A 22,849-nucleotide genomic window follows, 5' to 3' on the forward strand; every position below is an offset into this window, starting at 1 on the left:
TTCATTAATAGTTGATTAATAGTTTCATTAACGGTTACTAAACCACCCGATTCTGTCGAATACATTCCGCATACCAATGGGCGCTAGCTTTGGGCAAGCGTTGCTGAGTCGCGTAATCGACATAGTTGATCCCAAATCGCCGATCGTAACCCCAAGCCCATTCAAAATTATCTAATAGACTCCAAACAAAGTAGCCCTTGAGCGGATAGCCTTCCTGAATAGCGCGATGGGCCGAACGCAGGTAATGCCGCAGAAATAAAATCCGATCCGTGTCGATCACTTCGTTGTTAGCTGTCAACACATCCTCCACAGCACAGCCGTTTTCGGTAATGTAGATAGGCAAATCGGGTTGGCCCAGGGTTTCGCTGATGTGGCGAATACCCCAGTAGGTTGAGTCGGGGGTAAAGAAAAGCCAGGGCATGTGCAGTTTGGGATAACTGATGGGAAACTCAAGAAACTGATAGCCAGGAGCTTGGTCAATCGCCCGCACATAGACGGCAAAGTAGTTATTGAAGCCAAAGGCATCTAAGGGCTGGTGAATGATTTTGAGATCGCCCTCTTGAATCTCGGGTGCATCTTCGCCTAATTGGTCTAGTAATGCTGTACTGTATGCGCCGGTAAGTGCAGGTTCGATAATGCCGCCATTAGTTGTATGTACATGAAATGCCTGTTGAGCTGCGGCAATATGCTGTGGTGATTCGGCAATCGGCACGGTAGGAACAAAGTTATCCACAAGGGCAACGGAGCAGGGAACTGGTGAAGCAGCGCGAATCGCCTGGCAGGCCATGCCGTGGGCCAGTAAAGCATGATGCGAGGTTTGCCATACATCTTTGAGGCGGTTGACCACTGTTCCGGGTGCGTGAGGTGGAACCTGATTCACACCATAGCCGATGTGGGTAAAGCAGTGAATTTCGTTAATCGTCATCCAGTGGGTGATGCGGTCGCCCAATCGACTCACGACGGCAGTAGCATAGTCGGCAAAATCCTTTGCCATTTCTCGGCTGCGCCAGGATCCATAGAGGTCTTCTAGGGCTTGGGGGCTATCCCAGTGAAACAGGGTGGCGTGGGGCGTAATGCCGTGCTCCAGCAAACAATCCACTAACCGACGGTAAAAATCCACTCCAGCTTCGTTGACGGTGCCGCGTCCGTCGGGCAGAATCCGCGTCCAGGCAATACTGAAGCGATAGTGGCGGATGCCCAAATCGGCCATGAGTTGCACATCGTCTTTGTAGCGGTGGTAGTGATCGCAAGCTATGGCACCCGTATCGCCGTTGAGAGTGCGTCCGGGGGTGGCGCTAAAGGTATCCCAAACGCTGGGTTTGCGGTCTGCTTCTGTGACGGCTCCTTCGATTTGGTAGGCGGCAGTGGCGGCTCCCCAGGCAAAGTCGGATGGAAATTGATAGCTTGTCATGTTGCATTCTCCGGATCAAGGATTGAATAATCTGTAATTCTGGTTTGGCCGTGTAGTTCCACTGAGGCAAGAACTCGTCAAAGATAATCTTCACATTGGATTTGAAGTCTTTAGCAACTTTTTGACCAGTTTGATATGGTTTGTCGAGAATCGTCGTGAATACCTTGAGACCTGTACGAATTGTCGCCTTTTCCATCAATTCTTTTAGGGGATAGCGTGCTTTACTATAGGTGTTCCACCAGTAGCGACTTGAGTCACAGGCAAACTCACTGGTATCATGACTCGTGCCGATCTAGATGTAGCCGATATTATCGGTCAAGTCGTACAGTCCGTGGGGAATGGCTACGCCTTCTAACGATGCCCAATCATGGTCAAACCCTTCGACTTCCTGCCCCTGAGTGTACAGTTATCCTGCTCGAAACAACTTGCCAATTAATTCTCTTTGTTTGTATCCAGACTCATGACAAGATTGCCAGCAGTTTGATAGGTGCCTTTCAACTGCTCAATGGTTTCAAATTGTTCATTGCGATGTTCACTCTCCCCAGTTGCCAGCGTTTTTACCGCTTTGCGTTTGCGAGAGTTGTGCTTCTCCAACAACTGATCAACAACCGTCACACTCACCTCAATCCCTCCGTCTTTCAACAAAGTCACAATCTCATGGCGCTTTATACCTATTCTTAGTTTTAAGTTTTGGCTTCCGGTGAGTCAGCCGAACCGAGTTTTGAGTTTTGAATTACGGAAGCTGCATACCGCAACCCATCGAATGCTGTAATCTGTAGCCCGATTAAAGGGACATGGTATTAGATTGGTCCACTTCAGCGTTTCATCGGTGGGTGACCCCGCTGTGTGCTGCTCCAACACACGCAAAAATGCCTTATCTAGTCCATCGATGGTCTCAAGTGCTGACTTCCGTCCACCCCCCACTTGCCGAATCCGTTCCTGTTCGAGGGCCGTTTCATCGTCCAACTCTGCCATTCCCAATGCTAGAGGGGCTTTGCCCCGCCGTAGGCGTACAGCGTCGGGAGTAATCACCCAGGATGAGTGAATGCCGCCTCCGATGGCGATGCCAGCAATGCCGTAGAACCCTTAACCCCGCAGAGATAACTGGGCGGTTCCCGACGGCCCAACTTGCTCAATCACAGTTCCCACAATCTGTGCATCCGCATAGCCTAGCTGCTGTAAGGCAGCTACGCAGGCATCTGCCTGACTTGCTGGTAGCGAGGCCAGTAATCCGCCGGAGGTTTGGGGGTCAAACAAAATTGGGAATAGGGGATGGGTTTGCCAATGCTCAGAGGTGGCAATTTGCTGGGCGGCTCGCAGGTTTTGAGCCTGTAGAGAACTGACAATGCCTTGTTGCAGGGTTTCTTTGGCTCCCGGCAGGATTGGGACCGCATCGAGATGCAAGTCTACCGACACCTGAGAGGCCCGCATCAATTCCAGCAGATGACCGGCCAGCCCAAAGCCTGTTACATCGGTGCAGGCTGTGGTGCCAAACTGCCGTAAACAGCTGGCCGCCGCTTGATTGGAACAAACCATCGACTCGATAGCAGCTTCGATCCAGCGACCTTTGGCTTGGAGCTGCATATCAGCGGCAAATAGGGTGCCCGTCCCCAGAGCTTTGGTTAAAATCAAGGCTTGACCGGGCTGCATGCCACTTTTGCGCCAGAGCTGAGCTGGATCGGCTAACCCATTACAGGTGAGGCCAAAGGCGAGTTCGGCTCCTTCGGTGGTGTGGCCGCCGACCAAGGCTGCATTGGCGGCTGCTAGTCCCGTTGCTGCGCCTGATAGAAGCTGATAGAGCGTTTCCGCCAGTTTTGAGTCAGTGGCATAAGGTAGGGTGACAATCGCCAAGGCACTCTGTGGCGTAGCTCCCATTGCAAATAAATCGCTGAGGCAGTGGTTGGCAGCAATCTGACCGAATACGAACGGATCGCTGAGCAAGCTGCGAAAATAATCCACGGTTTGTACCATTACCTGATTGGCAGGCACCTGGAGCACAGCCGCATCGTCAGCCGCGTCTAGCCCGATCAAAATATCCGGTCGCTTCACCCAATGCTCTTGCTGAATTCGAGCCAGCACCTGTTCCAGCACCGTACTGCCCACTTTGGAGCCACAGCCTGCACAATGCATGATCGGCGGATTCGGAAGGTGCTCTCCAGTGGGTTTGGCAGAAGTCTGAGGCAGAACTGCCATACCCTGAAGATCGGTGAATTGGGCCATGAATTTGCGGTCAATATAATCTTTCCAGCGCCACAGCAGCGGATGAGGACCAAAGCCCCACGCACCACGGGACGCTAGCGCTGCGCGATCGCCAGTGCCGATGAGAATCAGAAATTCTTTCTGGGGTACAAAGGGCCGTAATGCTTGACCCGTCAAGGCACGCCGTAGATTTTGCAGCAGGGGTTTACCTTGCCGAACGGCGAACACGCCCGCTTTGGGACGGGGGTGGTTTTGCATCGTGGCGACATCGCCAGTGGCAAACACTTGGGGATGAGAGATCGATTGTAGGCAATCATTCACCAGCACAAACCCACGTTCGGTCGTTGCTAGCCCAGAGGTAGCTAACCATTCCGCTGCGGCTGCCTGGGTCACCCAAAAGATGCGGTCACATGCCAGCGTCAGCCCCGACTCGCAGCTAATTTTTTTAGCAGAATCGCTAGCAGAAATCGCGGCAACGGTTTCGTTGAGGTGAATGCTAACGCCGCGCTGCTGCAAAATTTGGCCTAACCGTTCACCTACCCAAGTTGATCGCTCTGGCACCAATCGCCCGCCTCGGTGCAGCAAATGCATGTCTAACAAATCGGTTGATTGTCCTAGATCGCAATAAAGCTGAGCTAGACGAGCCTGTACTGCTAAGGTCAACTCCACCCCGCCCGCCCCACCGCCCACCACTGCCACCCGTAACCGGCCAGGATGATTGGTCAACTCGGCCACCAGCTGATCCCAGTAGGTGAGAAATTGGGAAATTGGCTTGACTGGAATCGCATGGTCTGCGGCACCAGGAACGGTCGAGGTTGCAGGCGTACTGCCCAGATCCAGCGACAGCAGATCGAAGCCAATCGGAGGATGGTTTGCTAACAGAATGCGATTCTGCTGCAAATCTAGCCCAACGGCTCGGTCCAAGATGAGGTTGGCTTTGGCAAACTGACTCAGCGGTCGCAGATCAATATGGCAATCGTCATAGTCGTACAGTCCTGCCACATAGGCGGGCAGCATCCCCGAATAGGGAGTGTGCGACACGTCGCTAATCAGCGTTACCCGAACGCCTGCCAGGAGCTGCATTCCCCACTGTTTCAGTGCAATCGCATGACTATGACCACCGCCAATCAGCACCAAATCTTTAACAATCGGCTGTGGGAAAGACTGCATTGGGTGTAAATGGGCAGGAGTAAATCGAGGGAAGGAGAAGTCGGGAGTCGGGAGTCAGGCTTCTCTTGCGGAGCGCGTTCCACGAACGAAGCCTGACTCCTGCCCACATTCAACTAATCGCAACCAATCGAATCTCAAACGTCAAATCTTCTCCAGCCAGCGGATGGTTGGCATCTAGGGTAACTTGCCCGTCGGTGATGTCGGTAATCACGACTGGGATCACCATGCCGCCCTGCTGCTGAATTTGCAATTGGGCACCAATATCAATGGGTAAATCTGCCGGAATTTGCTGCCGATCCACGACGAGGACTCGCTCTTCGTAATAGGGACCATAGGCTTCATCGGACGGAATTTTAGCAGTTTTGGTATCTCCCGGACTCATGCCGATCACCGCTTCTTCAAACCCCGGAATCACATTCCCTGAGCCAATTGCAAACTCTAGTGGCATTCCTCCTTCTGAGGAATCAAACACCGTCCCGTCTTCCAGCTTGCCGGTGTAATGTACAGCAACGGTGTCGCCAGCTTTTGCTTGTGCCATATCTCAATTCGCTCCTGTCATTCTTCAGGTTATTGCATGAGGTCACCAGACCGACCCGACTTCACAAGACTGGATTCAGAATGGTGTACGTCCATCTTAAAGACTTTCACCCGTTTCGTTTTGGAACTCTCTCTTAAGATTGAACCGCCGTTTCGGCTGTCCTGCTGGCAGAATCGCTGCTCCTCATGCCGGTCTTCCGCTGAAACTCAGGCCCGAACTGATCTCAACCTGACTGCGTTGAGCTGCTTCAAGCCTATACAAAACTTAAACCCTACTGGATGCTGCATAACCAGCGCAGCTAGGTTTTGTTGGTATGGCGCGGTTAGCAGTGTCAATATTCTCCCCAAACCGCTGCCACTTTGCCGATTTCTAAGAGAATGTGGCAGGATCAGGTGTTACTTTCGATTGCTGAAGCTGACTGCCCTATGCTGACCCAAATTGTTACTGCCGATCTACCCTTTTTGGGACCAGATGTGGCCGCCTCCTACGATAAAGCCCATGTGGTAATTTTGCCGATTCCGTTTGAAGCTACCACCACTTACCGCCGCGGCTGTGAAAATGGGCCGAGCGCGATTCTGACCGCTTCTCAGCAGGTGGAATATTACGACGAAGAGCTAGAGCAAGAACTCTGGCCGGTGGGCATCTATACCCATGACCCGATTGCCGACACGCGCAGCGATCACCCGGTCAGTTCGGAGGCTATGTTGGCCGTGACGGAACAAACGGTACGCCAGTTGATTGCCGACGGCAAGTTTGTGATTGGATTGGGCGGCGAGCACAGTATCACTACTGGCCTGGTAGAAGCCTACCGTAAGGCCAATCCAGACGAAGCTTTTACGGTGGTGCAAATCGACGCCCACGGCGACCTGCGCCACGAATACGAAGGGTCAATTCACAACCACGCCTGCGTGATGCGCCGGATTGTCGATATGGGTTTACCCACGGTGCAAATCGGCATTCGCAGCATTTGTAAAGAAGAGGCCGATCTGATTAAATCCAAGCCTCTGGCCGTATTCCGCGCCCGCGAAATTGCCCTCCAGCCCGACTGGATGGAACGCGCCTTAGCCAGCATCCAAACGCCCAAAGTCTTCTTCACGATTGACCTGGATGGCATTGACCCAACCCTGATTCCGGGCGTGGGTACACCAGAACCGGGTGGCCTCAACTGGTACTCGCTCACCACCTTCCTGCGCCGCGTATTCGAGTCCCATGATGTGATTGGCTGCGATGTCATGGAACTAGCGCCGATTGTGGATTCAGTGGTGTCTGAGTTCACGGCAGCCAAGCTGGTTTACAAGCTGATTGGTTATCAGGCGATGGCAAAACAGTGGTTGGGCTAGGGGCTTCCAGGCGAGCGAAAACTGCGCTACTGTGGAGGGCGGAAACCTTTGCAGATGGCAGTTTTCCTCAGCTTTGTCTCCTCTGGTTTCCCTAGTTCTTCCGAATTAAAACGGTATGGGCATAAGCGGAACAACGATTGGTAGCTACGCGCCTGACTTTGAAATTCCCGGCATCGATGGTGCGGTGCATCATTTGGCTCGTTACCTGGAACGCTTTCGGGCCGTGGGTGTGATCGTCATGTGTAATCACTGTCCCTACGTGCAGATGTATCTAGCTCGCTTGGCGCAGATCCAGGTCGAGTTTGCGGAGCAAGGCTTCACCCTAATCGGAATTAATGCGAACGACGAGAGCCAGTTTCCTGCGGACAGCTTTGAGCAGATGAAGAGTTTTGCCGTGGAGCAGCGGTTGAACTTTCCCTATTTGCGGGATGTCACCCAGGATGTGGCGCGTAGCTTTGGAGCGGAATGCACTCCTCAAGCTTTCTTGATCGACCAGACGGGCGTGCTGCGCTACAGCGGTGCCATCGATGACAATCCTCAGCATCCAGGTGCAGTGAAGCACTCCTATCTGCGAGATGCAATTACTCAACTGCTTTCAGGTAACGAAATTGTTACAACACTCACAACGCCGGTGGGTTGTTCGGTGAAGTGGCGGTTGGCTTGATTGCTTCAGTAACCAGAGCGGCTTGGGCAGGGTGATTGGATATGCCGCTTGTCTGACGTCAACCAGAGTTTTACCCAGCCCTTGACCATTCCTTAACCAGTAATGAAATGTTACAGATCAACAACAGATTACAGAAGGCATGGCAACTGCTATCTTAGGTTGGAAACATTCAAGATAGGAAAAGTCGTCATCGCATGGGATTAACATACCAGCGGGTTCTGCTGAAGCTAAGCGGCGAAGCACTCATGGGCAATTTGGCTTACGGAATTGACCCGGCCGTGGTGCAAAGTATTGCGCAAGAGATTACCGATATTGTGGCAGAAGGGGTGCAGACGGCAATTGTGGTCGGTGGTGGCAACATTTTTCGAGGCGTGAAGGGCGCAGCCGCCGGCATGGATCGGGCTACAGCCGACTATATTGGCATGATCGCTACTGTGATGAATGCGATGACGTTGCAGGATGCCCTAGAGCAAAATGGCGTCCCGACCCGCGTTTTAACCGCGATTGAAATGCAGGAGGTGGCCGAGCCATACATCCGTCGTCGCGCGATTCGCCATCTGGAAAAGGGTCGGGTGGTGATTTTTGGAGCGGGTTCAGGCAATCCCTTTTTCACAACCGATACCACCGCAGCTCTGCGAGCGGCTGAAATCAATGCCGAAGTTGTGTTTAAGGCCACCAAAGTCGATGGGGTCTATGATGCGGACCCCACTACTAATCCCAACGCACGCCGGTTTCAAAGCCTCACCTATGGCCATGTTCTGACTCAAGACTTACGGGTGATGGATACGACTGCGATCGCCCTGTGCAAAGATAACAATATCCCTATCATTGTGTTCGATCTATCGGTACCGGGAAATATCCGGCGAGCCGTGATGGGGGAAGCGATTGGAACAATTGTCGGAGGGTCTTGTGAAATTAGCTGATGTTGAAAGCCACATGCAAAAGACGATTGAGGCCACTCAACGCTCTTTGAATACGATTCGCACCGGGCGAGCCAATGCTTCGCTGCTGGACCGGATCACGGTTGAATACTATGGTACGGCCACGCCACTCAAGTCTCTGGCTGGAATTAGCACGCCAGACGCGACTACGATTATGATTCAGCCCTATGACCGCAATACGCTGAATTTAATTGAGAAGGCGATTTCCATGTCGGACATTGGCTTGACGCCCAACAATGACGGCACGGTGATTCGATTAAACATTCCTCCCCTGACCAGCGACCGGCGGAAAGAACTGGTGAAAACAGCGGCCAAGCTAGCTGAAGAAGGCAAGGTGGCGATTCGCAATGTCCGCCGCGATGCAATCGATTCGGTCCGCAAGCAGGAAAAGTCTGGCGAGGTTTCGGAGGATGAGTCCCGCGACTTGCAGGACAACATTCAAAAACTAACCGACAAATATACCCAGAAGGTCGAGCAATTGCTGCAAGAAAAAGAAGCAGACATCATGACGATCTAGTCCAGTGGAAAAGTCCAGTGGCGACAGTTTGACACGACAGCTTTGACAACAGTGAAGCAACGACTCGGTTGTCTTCATGTGGATGATTCGCTGGTGACACTCTAACGGGGTGGGCCTTTCGCCCACGATTTGGCAAGGAAACTTAAGCGCTGTGTATGACGGCTATGTATGATTGCATTATTGTCGGGGCGGGGCCAGCAGGCGGCACGGCGGCCTATCATCTGGCTAAACGCGGACGGTCAGTTTTGATTCTGGAGAAGGAAGCGCTGCCTCGCTACAAGCCCTGTGGAGGTGGGGTGTCTCCCCAAGTGGCCGAGTGGTTTGACTTTGATTTCACACCTGCGATTTCCCTTAAAACCAATGCCCTGCGTTTCACCTGGAAGCTGGAGGATCCGGTCGAGGCTCAGCTAGACAAAACCGAGCCGATCTGGATGGTACGCCGCGATCTGTTTGACCATTTCCTGGTGCAGCAGGCCCAAACCCAAGGAGCCGAACTGCGCGACCGCACCGAGGTTAGCGGCATCGAGTTCAAGAGCGATCACTGGCAGGTGAATACGGCAACTGGACCCGTGGCTGGACGCTACCTGATTGCTGCCGATGGGGCTAAAGGTTCAATGGCTAAGTGGCTTGGCTTTAAGGATCGCAAACGTCGATTAGCCGGTGCTCTAGAGGCCGAAGCCGCAGCCCAAGTCACCAGCCCTCAGGTGCATTTTGAATTCGGCATGGTGAAGAACGGCTATATCTGGAATTTTCCCAAGGCAGATGGCTACTCGATTGGGATTGGCACCTTCCGGGGCGGCGAACCGCAGGACTTCAAGAGTATCCTGACTGAGTATGCTGCCTCCTTTGGCATCGACCTGAAGACTACTCGGCAATACGGTCATCCAATCGCGCTGTGGGACGGTGATCAGCCTCTACATACCCAAAATGCCCTCTTAGCTGGGGAGGCGGCCTGCGTTGTGGATCCGATGACCGCGGAAGGGATTCGACCTTCGATTTTTAGCGGCATGAAGGCGGCAGAAGCGATTGATCAAGCACTGAGCGGCAATGGCAATGCATTAGAGCACTACACAGAAATCATTGCCAAAGAATGGGGCAGCGAAATGCTTTGGGCACAGCGGCTGGCTAGCGTGTTCTATCGCATTCCTGGAATTGGCTATAAGGTTGGCGTTAAGCGACCTACTGCTCCCGAACGCATGGGCCAAATTCTCTGCGGCGAGTTGCGCTATAGCGATGTGGCAACCCGTGCTCTCAAGCGGCTCAGCGGCGGACTGATTGGCGGACCCAGCGGTTCATAGGAGTGCGGGCATCTTGCCCGCTGTCAAGAAAATTCAATTGCTGTCAAGCAGATTCAATTGAAGTGCAGGCTTTGGGTGCAGGCATCTTACCGCTCTAGAAGAAATGCCGCGCCATTAGGCTGGATTAACGCGCATCAACACCTGCCCAAATTCGACCGGCTCACCGTTGTCCACCAAAATTTCGACAACTTCACCGCTCACCTCCGCTTCCAGCTCGTTCATTAGCTTCATGGCTTCAATGATGCAGACGGTTTGACCGTTGCGAATCCGGTCGCCCACATTCACAAAAGGCGGCTCGTCGGGGGCAGGTGCCCGATAGAACGTACCCACCATCGGAGAGATAATATCCACCAAGCGGTCATTGGCACGGGGCATAGGCGCAGGTGGATTGGCCGCAGGCAAGGGAGTGGTTACTACTGTAGGCAACGGTGCAGCGGGGGCAGCATTCGCAGCTGGAAGTGGGGCGCTGCTGGCCACGGTTGGTAAAGATTCACCATTCTGGCTACTTTTGCGCACAACCAGTTCAAAATCCCCGCTTTTTAAGGTGAATTCGGCAATGTCCGTCTGGTTGATGACGGTTAAAAGGTCGCGGAGCTCGTTAAAATCCAATTCCACAATTCCTATTGCTCAATGAACATAAAGCTTGCAAAGGTAAATCGAGGCTTTTATTCTCGTCCCAAATAGCTGTCGGTACGGGTATCAACTTTGATTCGCTCGCCGATCGAAATGAACAGCGGCACCATCACCTGAGCGCCCGTTTCTACAATTGCTGGCTTAGTACCGCCAGTAGCCGTATCTCCCTTGACACCTGGATCGGTTTGCACCACTTCCAGCACTACCGAGTTGGGTAGCTCTACCTCTAGCACCTGAGTATTCCAACGCACCACATTGACTTCCATCCCTTCTTTGAGGTACTTGACGCGATCCCCAATTTGGTCGGCAGTCAGACGGCCTTCTTCATAGGTTTCCATATCCATGAAGACAAATTCATCGCCCTCTTTGTAGGTATGCTGCATCGTGCTTTTCTCAATCACTGCCTGCGGCACCGTCTCACCTGCCCGGAAGGTCCGTTCAACCACGTTTCCCGTCTGCATATTTTTCAGCTTGGTGCGGACGAAGGCAGATCCTTTCCCCGGCTTGACATGGAGAAACTCCACCACGCGCCAGACGGATCCGTCTAACTCAATGCTGACACCGGGACGAAAATCGTTACTGGAAATCATGAATCTTGCTGTTGTAAGGGAGTAACAATCGGCAACTCATTTTACCGCTCTCCGGGGGACGTTGTGAGGGATGAGTTTTAAGTTTTGAGTTTTGAGTTTTGAATTGGGGGGGTGAGTTTCGAATAATGAGTACCAACATTTTGCCTACTGCAAGTGAGATGGCCCATCCTACTCTGCACAGACGATGCCACCAAATTCAAAACTCACCCCTTACCCCTCACCCCTCACCCCCCCAATTCAAAACTCAAAACTCAAAACTCAAAACTCAAAACTCAAAACTCAAAACTCAAAACTTGATACCCCGTGGGAAGATGTGAATGGGATTTGCCTGCTGCCTCTGTGGACGATCGCGCAAACCTATTTAGGAACTTAAGGACGCAAATCTGTTTAGGAAAAAAATCATGGCTGTCGCTACATCCAACCTTCAATTCGCTAACGCTAGAGCGGTGCTCAAGTCGATGCTGCGCTTCGGCTGCATGGTGCTGCTGTTGATCGGCTGCTGGGGCTTGAGTGCGTTGAATAGCCCGGTAGCTAATGCGCTACCCCCCGGCAATGCTATCACCGATGGTAAAGCCCTGCTGCGATATGCCCTGCCAATTGACAACAAACCGATTCGCGAAATCCAGGCCGATTTAGAAAATCTGTCGGATGCGCTGCGGGCACGCCGAATTGCTGGAGTAACGCGAGGAATTGACGCGGCTGACAAAGTCCTGACTCGCAAAGAAGCCGAAATTTTGGCCAGTATTCCACCGGAACGTCAGGCTGAAGCCAGCGACCTGATTGCCCAGTTAAAAACTGGGTTGGATGAAGTCCGCACTGAAGCGGCCAATGGCAACAAAGAGGCGGTTTGGGCCAAGCGGTCCCAGCTGTTGGATCGGGTGGGTGAGCTGGAAGCGCTGATGGTGAATAAGTTTCCGTTTGAGGTGCCCGAAGAGTACGCCAACCTGCCCCAGCTCAAGGGCCGAGCTACGGTCGAAGTGGAAACCAACAAAGGCACGATGACGCTGGTAGTGGACGGCTACAACGCGCCGATCACGGCTGGCAATTTTGTCGATCTGGTGCAGCGTGGCTTCTATGACGGGTTGGAATTCACCCGCGCTGAAGACAACTATGTGCTGCAAATTGGCGATCCGCCCGGCAAAGAAGTTGGTTTTATTGACCCCAAGACCAACAAATATCGGGCGATTCCCCTAGAGGTGATGGTGCAGGGAGACAAAAAGCCGCTCTATGGCATTACCCTAGAGGATGCGGGTCGGTATCTGGATCAGCCCGTGTTGCCCTTCTCGGCCTTTGGTGCCTTGGGGATGGCGCGTCCGGGAGATGATGTTAACGGCGGCTCCTCCCAGTTTTTCTTTTTCCTGTTTGAACCAGAGCTAACCCCGGCGGGCCTGAACCTGCTGGATGGTCGCTATGCGGTATTCGGCTATGTCACCGAAAACAAGGATGTGCTGGAAAAACTAAAGCAGGGTGACAAAATCATCTCGGCTCGCGTGGTAGACGGGTTAGAAAATCTGGTGGAACCGTCCTAATTCATGCAGGTGCATCAGCTAGGCGAACAAGGGCTGCTAAAACGACTGCAAGAGTTCTGTCCGATTGATTTGATTGGGGATGATGCAGCGCTGTTGAGTGTTGCAGCGGGCCAATCGCTGGTGGTGACGACGGATATGCTGGTGGATGGGGTCCATTTTAGCGACCGTACTACCAGTCCATTCGATGCCGGCTGGCGTGCAACAGCAGCTAATCTATCGGACTTGGCGGCTATGGGAGCCTCACCTCTGGGCATCACCATCGGTCTCAGCCTGCCTGGAGCAGTAGAGGTGAGCTGGGTCGAGCAGTTTTACCAGGGCATTGTGGCCTGCTTGCAGCCCTATAGCACGCCAATTGTGGGGGGTGATATTTGCCGCTCGTCAGTAATTACGGTATCGATCACGGCCTTTGGCCAAGTCTCGCCGAGTCGAGCTATTCGTCGCTCAACCGCCCGCCCTGGAGATGCCATTCTAGTCACCGGAGTGCATGGCGCGTCTCGGGCTGGGCTAGAACTGCTGCTGCATCCAGACCAGGGTCAGGGGCTATCGGCTGCCGATCGAGCAGCTCTGATTCAGGCACACCAGCGTCCGGTGCCGCGGTTGGATGTGGTCGCGCTGTTGAGAGATGGGGGAGATGCGGCTCCTGAGCCTCGCCGAACGAAGGGAGATGCGGGAGATGCGGCTCCTGAGCCTCGCCGAACGAAGGGGGATGGGTTGCTGCGAGTGGCGGGAATGGACAGTAGCGATGGGTTGGCGGATGCGGTGCTGCAAATCTGTCGGGCGAGTCGGGTTGGGGCCGAGATTGAGCGCAATTTGATTCCGTTTCCACCGGGCTTGACGGCCTGGGTATTGGAGGCGCAGGCAGTGGAATGGGCGCTTTATGGAGGTGAAGATTTTGAGCTGGTGCTCTGTCTGCCACGTCTAGTAGCGCAGCGATTGGTGGAACAACTAGGCAATGGGGCGGCGATTGTTGGCAGGATTACTGCCGAGCCGAAGGTGGTGCTGAGGGACCGGAGTGGCCTGTATGGGGATGAAATTTTGCAGCTAGAAAAGGGATTTCAACACTTCTGAATGCTCTTGGGGTTCATGAATCCTTGGGTCAACGAATCATCCGAAATTCATCGCGGGTCAGCGATAGGACCATATCTTCTCCAATCACCTGGATTAACCAGCGGTTGCTCAATTTTCCTTCGCTTAATTCTCCCTCGCTCAGCTCTTCTGGTCCTAAAACGGTGCCAATTGCGCCAGCAACATAGTCTGGTTGCAGGATTTCGACGGTGGTGCCAATGGGTAACTCTTCGGAAGAATGCACTGATAATAAGTTTTAACCTTTTCTTAACCAGAAATATCATAGCTCTGATGAGTAGGCCGAGACAGGCCAAAAGGAAAGATTTTGCTAATTTAGTCTCACAGATTTGCAAAGTCGGGGGTGAGACACTCGCACTTCAATCACCTATCTAAGCTGATTCACGAATAGCCGACTTTCTTGTTAAATAACAAAGTCAGACAAAATTGGCTGCACACTAAAACCAATGATATCGATAGAGGAATGGCAGGATGATTAATCGACTGGTTAAAATTTTAGCTCTGGGTTTGTTGTTGCCCATGTCAATTGCCATGGTAACAGCCTGCGATGCTGGTGGTGAACGAGACAACCTTGAAGAACAGGAAGAACCTGGGAATGTAGGAGAGGATGAAGGGCAAAATCAAGAGCAGGATGAAGATGAACAAGATGGGGATGGACAAGAAGACGGTGAGCAGAATGAGCAAGATGATGATAACGACTAGAAGATTGCAAATAAGGGTAGTTGGCTTCTCCTAGGCCATCTCCCTCTCCTCGCCGCATTACCGCTTGATCGCCTTACTAAATCAGGGCAAAATGAAAGCAGATAACCTTAACTTTTGTAAAGCGCAGTCTGGCAATCTCATGGCGGGGGATATGGCGGGGGATCAAGTTTCAATGGGTGAGGGAGTTGGTGAAGCCAATAGGAGGGGCGGTGTCGAGGCTCCCTGCAGCTACGATGTGGCGATTGCTGGCAGCGGCATCGTGGGGCTGACGTTGGCCTGTATGCTCAAAAACTCGGGTCTGCGCATTGCCCTGATCGATGCCAAGCCGAAAACAGCCGGTTTGAGCCAGCGTCGCGCCTATGCGATTACACTCCTGTCTGGCCGTATCTTTAAGGGCTTGGGACTCTGGGATCAGATCCTGCCGCAGATCGCTACCTTTCGGCAGATTCGCTTGGCAGACGAGCATAGTTCTGCTGTCGTCAACTTGCAACCCGCCGATCTGGGGACTGAGGTACTGGGCTATGTAGGCGAGCATGGCATTTTGGTCAAAGCTCTACTCGATGCCCTAGAAGCAGCAGAAAATATCACCTGGTTTTGTCCGGCTACCGTGGAGCAGGTCAGATATCAGCCCGATGCCGCTGAGGTGACTCTAAGCTTGGGAGAGAGTCCCGATCAGCCAAAGCAGCAGATCCGGACGCGCTTGCTGGTGGCGGCAGATGGGTCGCGCTCCTCGATTCGACAATGGGCTGGAATTGCGACCCAGGGCTGGCAGTATTGGCAATCTTGTGTGACGGCGGTGATTCGGCCAGAACGGCCCCACGGCAACATCGCTCGCGAACATTTCTGGACCAGCGGCCCATTTGCGACGCTGCCTCTTCCCGATAATCGCTGTCAGATTGTTCTCACTGCACCCCATACCGAAGCCAAGCACTGGCTAGAAGTGGATGAGGCGAGCTTCCTGGCTGAACTGGAGCGGCGCTATGGCGGACAGCTCGGCAAGCTGGAGCTAGTTGGCAAGCGAGCACTGTTTCCGGTGCAGTTGATGCAGAGTCGGCGCTATGTGCAATCGCGGTTAGCGTTGATTGGCGATGCGGCCCACTGCTGCCATCCGGTGGGGGGGCAGGGGCTAAATCTGGGGATTCGCGATGCGGCGGCTTTGGCCCAAGTGCTGCAAACGGCCCATCAACAGGGTGAGGATGTGGGTGAGCTGCGAGTACTTAAACGCTACGAACGCTGGCGGCAGCTCGAAAATTTGGTGATTCTCGGCTTCACCGATTTGCTAGACCGCTGCTTTTCTAATCAATGGTGGCCCTTGGTGGCTCTGCGGCGGTCTGGGTTGCGGCTGATGCGGCGAGTCCGTCCGCTCAAATTTTTGGCACTGCGCTTGATGACGGGGCTATTGGGACGGCAACCGGAGTTAGCTCAACGTTAGTCTGTCCGAATCCAATTCAAGCATAAAGAATGATCCCCATTCTGTTAGCCTGTCTTAAAAATTAAGGATAATATCCGTATTACTGGTCGAGATGGGTTCATGGTCAGTTCTGGGTCATCCAAGCCAAAACGCAGTCGGTTACTGACGTGGTGGGAGTCGCTCTCCCCCTTGTCGCGTTTTTTGGCCATCACACTGGCAGCGCCAATGACGGTCTTGAATGTGTGGGCGCTGGCTACCATCTTTAGTTACTTCCAATCGCTGTTAGTCGTGCTGCTGGTGGCGGCTCTGTTTTCCTTTCTGTTGGATTACCCGGTTACTTGGCTGGAACACAACGGTATCCGGCGGGGGCAGGCGGCGATTCTAGTGTTCTTTGCGGCGATTTTGTTTATCTCGGTGCTGGGGGTGACGTTGCTGCCGCTTGCCTTTGCTCAGGCGCAACAACTCGTGGCCCGGTTGCCGGAATGGTTCGATTCGGGGCAGCGGCAGTTGATGATGCTGAACGAACGCATCGATGGCGCGGGGCTGCCGATCAGTTTGGATGGGGTGATTGCCCAGGTCAACGACCGGCTCAAATCCCAGCTGCAATCCATTGCCGGACGTGCCCTCAACCTGAGTTTAAATTTGGCTGTATTCACGGTAGCCAAACTGCTGGATGTGATTTTGATTGCCATCTCGACGCTGTATTTACTTCAGCACGGACGGGATGTGTGGAAGAGCCTGGTGGAATGGTTGCCCAAACAGGTGCAGCAACCCTTTTCTAAAACGCTGCGGTCTAGTTTCCAGAACTACTTTCTGGGCCAAATTATTTCGGCCACCTGCATGGCGTCCGGTTTAACTTCGGTGTTTCTGCTGCTGCGGGTGCCGTTTGGCTTGCTGTTTGGCTTAACAATTGGCCTGATGGCGCTGATTCCGTTTGGCGGCACGGCGGGAATTGTGCTCATCACCTCGCTGGTGGCCCTGCGCGACATTGGGCAGGCGCTGCAAGTGTTGGCGGTTTCCCTGCTGGTGCAGCAAATTGTCGAGAACGGCATTGCCCCACGGGTGCTAGGAAGCGTTACCGGGCTGAATCCCTTTTGGGTATTTGTGTCGCTGTTGGCCGGGGCGCGGGTGGGTGGCTTACTGGGAGTAGTGGTAGCAGTGCCGATGGCGGTTGTGGTAAAGGAAGCCCTAATTGCGGTGCGTTCGACGCGCAAGAGTGATGACGCTGACCATCATAAGGACGAAACCGAGGAGCCAGTGATTGCAATCGAGGCAGACCGCCCCAGCGCCGAAGTCAGCCCTCCAGAGCGGCGAGCCACCAAACCGATTCCCAAGCCCAACTAGGCGTGTGTTATGACGCGACCTGCGGAACGCCATCAACTCACGGTCCAAGACCTGGTGGAAATCATGCAGGTGGTGATGCGGGTCGGGGTGCTGATGCTGCAAAGCGGTACGGTCAGCTTTCGGGTCGAGCAGGCGATGCAGCGGGTGGCTTTAGGGCTGGGAATGGAGCGCTTGGATGCCTATGTCACCCTCACTGGCATCACGGCCTCGATCCACTGCGGCCATCTGCACTACACCCAAATTGCTAGAGTCAAGCGGCTTGGCGTGGACATGAACCGACTTGGCGCGGTGGAATACCTGACGCTGCATTTGCCCACGGCAGCCACCCCCGCCCAACTCTGTACGCTGCTCGACAAAATTGAACAAACCCCGCCGGCCTACCCAGCCTGGATGGTGCAACTGGCGGTAGCCATAGCCTGTGGAGCTTTTGCGATTCTCAGCGGCGGTAGTGGCATCGATGGGTTGGCGGCCTGTTTGAGTGCAGGGCTGGGGCTAGGATTGCGGCAACGGCTGCAACAACGGCGGCTGAATCCGATTGCGGTCACGATTGTCTGTGCGGCGGTGGCTACGAGTATTTGCTATCTGATTGGGCAGGGGCTAGGATTGTTGCGGCTTCCGGCTTTGCTGCCCCAGGCCAGCTTTGCGGCGGCAGTTTTGTTTCAGGTGCCGGGTATGCTGCTGGTGACGGCATCGCTCGATCTGGTGCGGCTAGATTTAGTTTCGGGCATAGCCCGCGTCGCGTATGCCTTGATACAGCTATTCAGTGTTGCCATCGGCATGCTGATTGTGATGGGAATGACTGGCTTCTCAATTCTGTAGACGTGGTAAATGCTATCAGCAACAGCTTTGCTTCAAGACGCCCTGCTCAGTTTTATTGGGACCTTTGGGTTTGCCCTGCTCTATCAGGTGCCCCGCAAGGCGCTGTGGCTCTGTGCGGCTATTGGCATGGGCGGTTATGTGCTGCGGTCGCTGCTGCATCAGCTAGGGCTGGATCTGGATATCGCCACGTTTTGCGGAGCGCTGTTTGTCGGCTTAGTGGGGACGATTCCAGCCCAACGATTGCAGTTACCGCTGGTGCTGTTTGCCATCACCGGAATTATTTGCATGGTTCCGGGGATTCCGGCCTTTAAGGTGCTGGTGTATTTTGAGCATGGCGATATTCTGGGTGGGCTGGGCAGTGCCATCGAGGCCGGATTTGCGGTAGTGGCGCTGGTGAGCGGCATCGGAGCTGCCCGCATCCTCACCGACTCGGAATGGGGATTTGAATAAGGCTAGCAGGCTACCTTTCGATCCCTAATGCTTCGGCTGCCGCTGAGGCAGGGCTTGGGGAAACTGTTTGCAAAGGGCAGGCAGCACCGGGCAGGGCAGGCGATTGTCCAACAGTTCCGGCTTGCTCCAGCTAAAGGGTGCTTTGTGGGCCGCAGACATCCACAGCAACCGGCGAGCGCGAGTCATCGCCACATACAGCAGCCGGTATTCTTCCGCGGTTTTGAGCGAGGCCGCCCGTAGCCAAGCTGCTTGCGTATCGGGAATCGATTCTTCTTGGTGAATGCAGGCTCGAATTTGCACCCGCGCCACTTCTGCCAAACTGAAATCGCCCAAAAATCTAGCTTGCGGCAAAACCCGCAGTTCGCCCGGAATCAAATGCTCGTGCAGAAATGGAATGAACACAAAGTCCCAATCTAAGCCTTTGGCCTTGTGCATCGTGATGATGGTCAACTGGCCGGGGCGAACGTAGCGCGAGTCGGGATCGTCGGTTTCGACTGGTTCAAACCGCTCCGAGTGGACAATTTCGCTGAGGGCATCCAGCGTTGCCGCCATCGAAGGATTGCCCGCCGTTTGCAGCGCGATCCGGTGGGCCAGTTTATCAGCCGTGGCCAGTTCGGCTTGCTCGTATTGCAGCGTCAGGGCAATGAAGGGAATCAACTGATAGTGGGGCAGTTCGATCCGCGCTCGCAATAGGGCCGTACAATAGCGGCGAGCAGGCAGAGCAGCTTCCGGCAGCGGTGGGTCAAGCGGACTGGGATAGAGAAATTGTTCGGGCAAACTGACCAGCACATTCAGATCTTGGCTGGGAATCAACTGGCGGTCCACCAGGAGCTGAAGGGTAGCCTTGAGGTAGTCGGGCGAATGGGGCCGGTCGAGAAAATGCAGTAGCGTCAGAATTTCCGACGGCACATGGGATTGGCGGTCGTGCTCGCCCACATCATAGAGGTCGATGCCCAGCTCTTTCAGGTTCACCTCGATGCCGTGCTGGTCAGGATGGCGCAGCAGTTCGGTGATGAAGCGGCCCTGTCGGTTTTCCCGCACCAAAATAGCCGCTCGCGCTTCTGGTTCGCGGGTCAACAGTTCAGCCGTGCGTTTGGCGATTAGATTCACGGTTTGGTACACATCGGGCGGAAAGCGAATTTCCAGTCCCGCGCCTTCGGGATCCGGGTTAGCGTCCGGCTGAGGATCGTTGAACGAGACGGGATGGATATGCTGGGGCCGAAACGGCAAGGGAGCTACCGCCTGTTGATTCACCCAGTCCAGCAAAAAATTGGCAGCGGCGATGATCATCGGGCTGCTGCGTCCGGCCTGCTCCATCTCGGCCAGGTTGCCCGACTGCTCACAGGTGGCGCAAAAGTCCGCGAAAAAGATCGGGTCGGCGGGCGTGAAGGTGGAGTTGATCGCCTGGTTGGGATCCCCGACGCGCACCAAGTTCATCTGGGCCGGATTAGCCGGATCGGCAGCCAGAATTTCCAGCAGGCGAGTCTGCAAGGGCGACGAATCCTGGGCTTCGTCCTCAAACACAGCAAAAATCTGCGACTGCCAGAACTGCCTGACTTCTGCATCTTCCAGCACATGCAGCGCCGCCAGAATCATATCGTCGTAGTCGATCAGGCCGCGCTGTTGCAGCAGCATCTGATAGCGCTCGTACAGGCCCGCCGCAATCGCCAGCACATGGTAATCCGGTGCATCAGACGTGGCCCGTTTTGTATGATTAGCCAAGTCCCAGACATCCGCAGGCCGTAAGCCCGAACTTTTGGCTTCGTGGATCACTGTGTAGGCCAGTTCCGGCAAAACCTCGGTGCGCAAAACCGACTGCCGCCGCAGCCGCTCGGTTTCTTCGCCGTCAAACTGGCGGCCTTCTAACAAGTGCTGATAGGTGCGGGGATGGGCCTGAATCCAATATTCCACGCTGGCCCGAATCAGCCGATTGCTTTGGTTGGGCGAAATCAGCGCCAGCCGCTCCCAGTCCAACCCAGAAAGCTGCGGGTGTCGGGTGGCAATATTCAGCGCCAGCCCATGCAGCGTATAGACCATGAATCCCTGAGGCGGCACACCCAGATCTCGTAAATACTGGCGAATTTTGGTCCTCAGGTTAGCAACGGCTGAGCGGGTAAAGGTCACCAGCAGTAAATGACTATTCATTGCCGCGGTCAATTCAGCCGCCATTTCCCGCACCGAGTCATCCAGATCTGCCAGCGGCGAGCGAATCACAAAGGACGGATCCCCACTGCCAGCACTGCCAATCTCACCCCATCCTCCCAGGTTCTCCCGATTCCGGGCCAAATGCCGCTTTGCCAACAAAATGGCCGCCGCAATCGCCATGCCGGTAGATTTGCCTGACCCTGGAACCGCCGAAACCGCTAGGGTACCGCCCTGCCAGTCTGCCATGCGCCGCTGCCCCGGTCGCAGCCCTTGCCGGAGGCGATGCAGCGTTTCTAAAGGAGTGGGAAGGTCGAGATGAATTGACATTTGTAGCTCGTGTCTGAATACTTTCTTAAGCAGATTCCGACGCCATTCCAGGAGCGGCGAGTGGATGAATCCCAGCAATCTACTGACTCATCCTGTAGCTGGTTTGAGTAGAACATTTGAACTACTCTAATCTTAACGAATCCTGATGAGTTGTACTCGGTGCGATGGCCTGCTACTGCTATTGTTCTTCTTCTATCCTGATCTAATCTAGAGTTCAACAGTTATGCCAGAGTTGTCTGAGGCTCCAGAACCTGCATCTAAGCGCCTGGAAGGACTAGCTGTCACCGATGCGGTCAAAACCATTCGCACCCACTTTCTTGCCCACTGGATCGGCATTGCGGTGGTGATTCTGCTGATTGCCAGCAGCGCGCGTCATCTGCTGCTGCGGTCTACCGCCTTTGATCTGGGTATTTACGATCAGGTTGCCTATTTGTTGAGTCGCGGCATGGAGCCGATCTCCTCCTATCTCAACTTTCACCACATGGGCAACCACACCGCCTATTCGTTTTATTTGATGGCGATTCCCTATTTCATTTATCCATCGGTATATTGGTTGTTTTTGGTGCAGGCGGTTTGTTTGGCGATCGGGGCGTTACCGACCTGGCTACTGGCACGGCAGGCGGGTTTAGCAGCAGGATTAGCGAGTGCAATGGTGGCGGTTTATCTCCTGCATCCGCTGATCTTCAACGTCAACATGTTCGACTTTCACCCGGAAGTGATGGCCCTACCGGTGATGCTAGCGGCAATTTGGCTGGCGCGGGCCGACCGGCGCGGGTGGTTTTGTCTGGCGATTGTGTTTGCCCTGGGCTGTAAAGATGCGTTGTCGATCACGATCGCGGCGATGGGATTTTGGCTGCTGGTATTCGAGAAGCGGCGGTTTTGCGGAGCCGTTGCCCTGATTAGCGGAGTGGCCTGGTTTTTGATCGCCACCCAGTGGATCATTCCCACTTTGAGCGGCAGTGAGGCAGCAGCTTTAGGACGCTATGCCCATTTGGGCGGCGATTCGGTGCTGGAAGTGGCGCTGAATGTATTCCTCAAACCCCAGATTGTATTGGGCAAAATGTTTAGCTGGGAGTCGTTGGAATATCTGGCCTTACTGTTTGTCCCGTTTCTCTGGGGGCTACATCCCCGCTATCTGACGCCGTTGGTCAGCGCTATGCCGGTGATTTTGCTCAACATCCTGTCGGAGTCGGACTTGCAGCGCGATTTGCTGCACCAGTATTCTTTGCCGGTCTTACCGTTTTTGTTGGTGGCCGTAATCGATTCGTTGGCGCATGGCAAAGGGATGCTGCGACAGCGACGCTGGATTATCCTCTGGGCGCTTGTGATGTTCATCGCGCTAGCCAAATATGGCCGCTATCACCCCGAATACACCCGCACCCTCGACACTTGGCAAGCCAGCTATGAGGCAATGGCGCTAATTCCACGTCACGAAGGCACCGTGATTACCGATAATCGCTACGGTGCCCACCTCAGCCAACGCCGGCAAATTTCACTGCTGAGCCTCCGCAACTTCAGAAGAGATGTTGCCCAAGCCGACTATGTGCTGATTAACCGCCGCCATCCCTGGGGCGAGAACGATGAGACAACAAATCGCATCTTCGAGCGGCTGCAACAGCGGCCAGACTTCCAGCTCCGCTATGAGCGGGACGGAGTTTATCTATTTACGCGCCTTACCCGCCAGAAACCCTGATGGCTCATGGTAGGATGCCGTAACGAATGCTGCGATCAGCATCGA

23 protein-coding genes are annotated in these 22,849 nt (G+C 54.2%); 13 read left to right on the forward strand and 10 right to left on the reverse strand.

Going from position 1 to position 22,849, the window contains the following annotated elements:
- Positions 1-37 precede the first annotated feature (37 nt).
- The 6 genes from HJG54_RS06835 to HJG54_RS06855 form a co-directional block, all read right to left on the reverse strand.
- Positions 38-1,411, reverse strand: coding sequence for a GH1 family beta-glucosidase (locus tag HJG54_RS06835; RefSeq protein ID WP_316434100.1), 1,374 nt, complete (start codon positions 1,409-1,411; stop codon positions 38-40).
- Positions 1,296-1,607 carry an ISAzo13-like element transposase-related protein gene (locus HJG54_RS35405; protein WP_420717341.1) on the reverse strand — a complete coding sequence of 104 codons (312 nt, stop codon included), beginning with the start codon at positions 1,605-1,607 and terminating at the stop codon, positions 1,296-1,298. Before HJG54_RS35405 ends, HJG54_RS06835 begins: the two co-directional genes overlap by 116 nt.
- A 236-nt stretch (positions 1,608-1,843) precedes the next feature.
- Positions 1,844-2,062: an ISAzo13-like element transposase-related protein gene (locus tag HJG54_RS06840; protein WP_316434102.1), complete on the reverse strand. Its 219-nt coding sequence runs from the start codon at positions 2,060-2,062 to the stop codon at positions 1,844-1,846.
- A gap of 54 nt (positions 2,063-2,116) precedes the next feature.
- A complete protein-coding gene (locus HJG54_RS06845; protein WP_316434104.1) occupies positions 2,117-2,443 on the reverse strand; it encodes a hypothetical protein in 327 nt (108 codons plus the stop codon).
- A 54-nt stretch (positions 2,444-2,497) separates the two neighbouring features.
- Positions 2,498-4,780 carry a selenide, water dikinase SelD gene (selD, locus tag HJG54_RS06850; RefSeq protein ID WP_316434106.1) on the reverse strand — a complete coding sequence of 761 codons (2,283 nt, stop codon included), beginning with the start codon at positions 4,778-4,780 and terminating at the stop codon, positions 2,498-2,500.
- Between the two features lie 109 nt (positions 4,781-4,889).
- Complete coding sequence (locus HJG54_RS06855) at positions 4,890-5,318, reverse strand: FKBP-type peptidyl-prolyl cis-trans isomerase (RefSeq protein ID WP_036004162.1); 429 nt, start codon at positions 5,316-5,318, stop codon at positions 4,890-4,892.
- Positions 5,319-5,743: 425 nt separating this feature from the next.
- Here HJG54_RS06855 and speB point away from each other — a divergent pair, with 425 nt between their 5' ends.
- The 5 genes from speB to HJG54_RS06880 all read left to right on the forward strand — a co-directional run bounded on the left by speB (position 5,744) and on the right by HJG54_RS06880 (position 10,078).
- Positions 5,744-6,658, forward strand: coding sequence for an agmatinase (gene speB, locus HJG54_RS06860; protein WP_316434107.1), 915 nt, complete (start codon positions 5,744-5,746; stop codon positions 6,656-6,658).
- Positions 6,659-6,773: 115 nt separating this feature from the next.
- On the forward strand, positions 6,774-7,322 hold the full coding sequence (locus tag HJG54_RS06865) for a thioredoxin family protein (RefSeq protein ID WP_316434109.1): 549 nt from the start codon (positions 6,774-6,776) through the stop codon (positions 7,320-7,322).
- A gap of 194 nt (positions 7,323-7,516) precedes the next feature.
- Positions 7,517-8,245, forward strand: a complete 729-nt coding sequence (gene pyrH, locus HJG54_RS06870; protein WP_036004158.1) for a UMP kinase — start codon at positions 7,517-7,519, stop codon at positions 8,243-8,245.
- Between the two features lie 13 nt (positions 8,246-8,258).
- On the forward strand, positions 8,259-8,780 hold the full coding sequence (gene frr / locus HJG54_RS06875) for a ribosome recycling factor (protein ID WP_420717342.1): 522 nt from the start codon (positions 8,259-8,261) through the stop codon (positions 8,778-8,780).
- A 155-nt stretch (positions 8,781-8,935) separates the two neighbouring features.
- Complete coding sequence (locus HJG54_RS06880; RefSeq protein ID WP_316434110.1) at positions 8,936-10,078, forward strand: geranylgeranyl reductase family protein; 1,143 nt, start codon at positions 8,936-8,938, stop codon at positions 10,076-10,078.
- Between the two features lie 114 nt (positions 10,079-10,192).
- Here HJG54_RS06880 and accB read toward each other — a convergent pair whose 3' ends face one another.
- Positions 10,193-10,693, reverse strand: a complete 501-nt coding sequence (accB, locus tag HJG54_RS06885; RefSeq protein WP_316434111.1) for an acetyl-CoA carboxylase biotin carboxyl carrier protein — start codon at positions 10,691-10,693, stop codon at positions 10,193-10,195.
- A gap of 50 nt (positions 10,694-10,743) precedes the next feature.
- A complete protein-coding gene (efp, locus tag HJG54_RS06890) occupies positions 10,744-11,301 on the reverse strand; it encodes an elongation factor P (protein WP_316434112.1) in 558 nt (185 codons plus the stop codon).
- A 401-nt stretch (positions 11,302-11,702) separates the two neighbouring features.
- On the opposite strand from efp, the gene HJG54_RS06895 reads away from it, so the two are divergent.
- Both HJG54_RS06895 and thiL read left to right on the forward strand, forming a co-directional pair.
- A complete protein-coding gene (locus HJG54_RS06895; RefSeq protein ID WP_316434113.1) occupies positions 11,703-12,830 on the forward strand; it encodes a peptidylprolyl isomerase in 1,128 nt (375 codons plus the stop codon).
- 3 nt (positions 12,831-12,833) lie between these two features.
- Positions 12,834-13,898, forward strand: a complete 1,065-nt coding sequence (gene thiL / locus HJG54_RS06900; protein WP_316434114.1) for a thiamine-phosphate kinase — start codon at positions 12,834-12,836, stop codon at positions 13,896-13,898.
- A gap of 28 nt (positions 13,899-13,926) precedes the next feature.
- On the opposite strand, the gene HJG54_RS06905 is transcribed toward thiL, so the two are convergent.
- Positions 13,927-14,139, reverse strand: a complete 213-nt coding sequence (locus HJG54_RS06905) for a hypothetical protein (protein WP_036004145.1) — start codon at positions 14,137-14,139, stop codon at positions 13,927-13,929.
- A gap of 245 nt (positions 14,140-14,384) precedes the next feature.
- Between HJG54_RS06905 and HJG54_RS06910 the strand changes: the two genes are divergently transcribed.
- The 5 genes from HJG54_RS06910 to HJG54_RS06930 all read left to right on the forward strand — a co-directional run bounded on the left by HJG54_RS06910 (position 14,385) and on the right by HJG54_RS06930 (position 18,639).
- Positions 14,385-14,615, forward strand: a complete 231-nt coding sequence (locus HJG54_RS06910) for a hypothetical protein (RefSeq protein WP_316434116.1) — start codon at positions 14,385-14,387, stop codon at positions 14,613-14,615.
- A gap of 91 nt (positions 14,616-14,706) precedes the next feature.
- A complete protein-coding gene (locus tag HJG54_RS06915) occupies positions 14,707-16,047 on the forward strand; it encodes an FAD-dependent hydroxylase (RefSeq protein ID WP_316434117.1) in 1,341 nt (446 codons plus the stop codon).
- A gap of 99 nt (positions 16,048-16,146) precedes the next feature.
- On the forward strand, positions 16,147-17,370 hold the full coding sequence (locus HJG54_RS06920) for an AI-2E family transporter (protein WP_316434118.1): 1,224 nt from the start codon (positions 16,147-16,149) through the stop codon (positions 17,368-17,370).
- 9 nt (positions 17,371-17,379) lie between these two features.
- A complete protein-coding gene (locus HJG54_RS06925; protein ID WP_316434119.1) occupies positions 17,380-18,189 on the forward strand; it encodes a threonine/serine exporter family protein in 810 nt (269 codons plus the stop codon).
- A 9-nt stretch (positions 18,190-18,198) separates the two neighbouring features.
- Positions 18,199-18,639, forward strand: coding sequence for a threonine/serine exporter family protein (locus HJG54_RS06930; RefSeq protein WP_051925514.1), 441 nt, complete (start codon positions 18,199-18,201; stop codon positions 18,637-18,639).
- Between the two features lie 24 nt (positions 18,640-18,663).
- Here the strand turns inward: HJG54_RS06930 and HJG54_RS06935 are convergent, their stop codons facing one another.
- Positions 18,664-21,111 (reverse strand): ATP-dependent helicase, encoded by a 2,448-nt coding sequence (locus HJG54_RS06935; RefSeq protein WP_316434120.1) that lies wholly within the window; start codon positions 21,109-21,111, stop codon positions 18,664-18,666.
- Positions 21,112-21,334: 223 nt separating this feature from the next.
- Between HJG54_RS06935 and HJG54_RS06940 the strand changes: the two genes are divergently transcribed.
- Positions 21,335-22,804, forward strand: coding sequence for a DUF2079 domain-containing protein (locus tag HJG54_RS06940; protein ID WP_316434122.1), 1,470 nt, complete (start codon positions 21,335-21,337; stop codon positions 22,802-22,804).
- Positions 22,805-22,849: the final 45 nt, after the last annotated feature.

The sequence above is a fragment of the Leptolyngbya sp. NK1-12 genome, assembly GCF_032598965.1.
GTDB lineage: Bacteria > Cyanobacteriota > Cyanobacteriia > Elainellales > Elainellaceae > Elainella.

What these genes read in the sequence shown, in the direction of transcription:
- HJG54_RS06935 (WP_316434120.1), bottom strand. Translation starts at nt 21,111, where the DNA reads ATGTCAATTCATCTCGACCTTCCCACTCCTTTAGAAACGCTGCATCGC.
- HJG54_RS06880 (WP_316434110.1), top strand. Translation starts at nt 8,936, where the DNA reads ATGACGGCTATGTATGATTGCATTATTGTCGGGGCGGGGCCAGCAGGC.
- HJG54_RS06920 (WP_316434118.1), top strand. Translation starts at nt 16,147, where the DNA reads ATGGTCAGTTCTGGGTCATCCAAGCCAAAACGCAGTCGGTTACTGACG.
- thiL (WP_316434114.1), top strand. Translation starts at nt 12,834, where the DNA reads ATGCAGGTGCATCAGCTAGGCGAACAAGGGCTGCTAAAACGACTGCAA.
- HJG54_RS06895 (WP_316434113.1), top strand. Translation starts at nt 11,703, where the DNA reads ATGGCTGTCGCTACATCCAACCTTCAATTCGCTAACGCTAGAGCGGTG.
- HJG54_RS06910 (WP_316434116.1), top strand. Translation starts at nt 14,385, where the DNA reads ATGATTAATCGACTGGTTAAAATTTTAGCTCTGGGTTTGTTGTTGCCC.
- speB (WP_316434107.1), top strand. Translation starts at nt 5,744, where the DNA reads ATGCTGACCCAAATTGTTACTGCCGATCTACCCTTTTTGGGACCAGAT.
- HJG54_RS06855 (WP_036004162.1), bottom strand. Translation starts at nt 5,318, where the DNA reads ATGGCACAAGCAAAAGCTGGCGACACCGTTGCTGTACATTACACCGGC.
- HJG54_RS06930 (WP_051925514.1), top strand. Translation starts at nt 18,199, where the DNA reads ATGCTATCAGCAACAGCTTTGCTTCAAGACGCCCTGCTCAGTTTTATT.
- HJG54_RS06915 (WP_316434117.1), top strand. Translation starts at nt 14,707, where the DNA reads ATGAAAGCAGATAACCTTAACTTTTGTAAAGCGCAGTCTGGCAATCTC.
- HJG54_RS35405 (WP_420717341.1), bottom strand. Translation starts at nt 1,607, where the DNA reads ATGGAAAAGGCGACAATTCGTACAGGTCTCAAGGTATTCACGACGATT.
- pyrH (WP_036004158.1), top strand. Translation starts at nt 7,517, where the DNA reads ATGGGATTAACATACCAGCGGGTTCTGCTGAAGCTAAGCGGCGAAGCA.
- efp (WP_316434112.1), bottom strand. Translation starts at nt 11,301, where the DNA reads ATGATTTCCAGTAACGATTTTCGTCCCGGTGTCAGCATTGAGTTAGAC.
- HJG54_RS06835 (WP_316434100.1), bottom strand. Translation starts at nt 1,411, where the DNA reads ATGACAAGCTATCAATTTCCATCCGACTTTGCCTGGGGAGCCGCCACT.
- HJG54_RS06940 (WP_316434122.1), top strand. Translation starts at nt 21,335, where the DNA reads ATGCCAGAGTTGTCTGAGGCTCCAGAACCTGCATCTAAGCGCCTGGAA.
- HJG54_RS06925 (WP_316434119.1), top strand. Translation starts at nt 17,380, where the DNA reads ATGACGCGACCTGCGGAACGCCATCAACTCACGGTCCAAGACCTGGTG.
- selD (WP_316434106.1), bottom strand. Translation starts at nt 4,780, where the DNA reads ATGCAGTCTTTCCCACAGCCGATTGTTAAAGATTTGGTGCTGATTGGC.
- frr (WP_420717342.1), top strand. Translation starts at nt 8,259, where the DNA reads ATGCAAAAGACGATTGAGGCCACTCAACGCTCTTTGAATACGATTCGC.
- HJG54_RS06865 (WP_316434109.1), top strand. Translation starts at nt 6,774, where the DNA reads ATGGGCATAAGCGGAACAACGATTGGTAGCTACGCGCCTGACTTTGAA.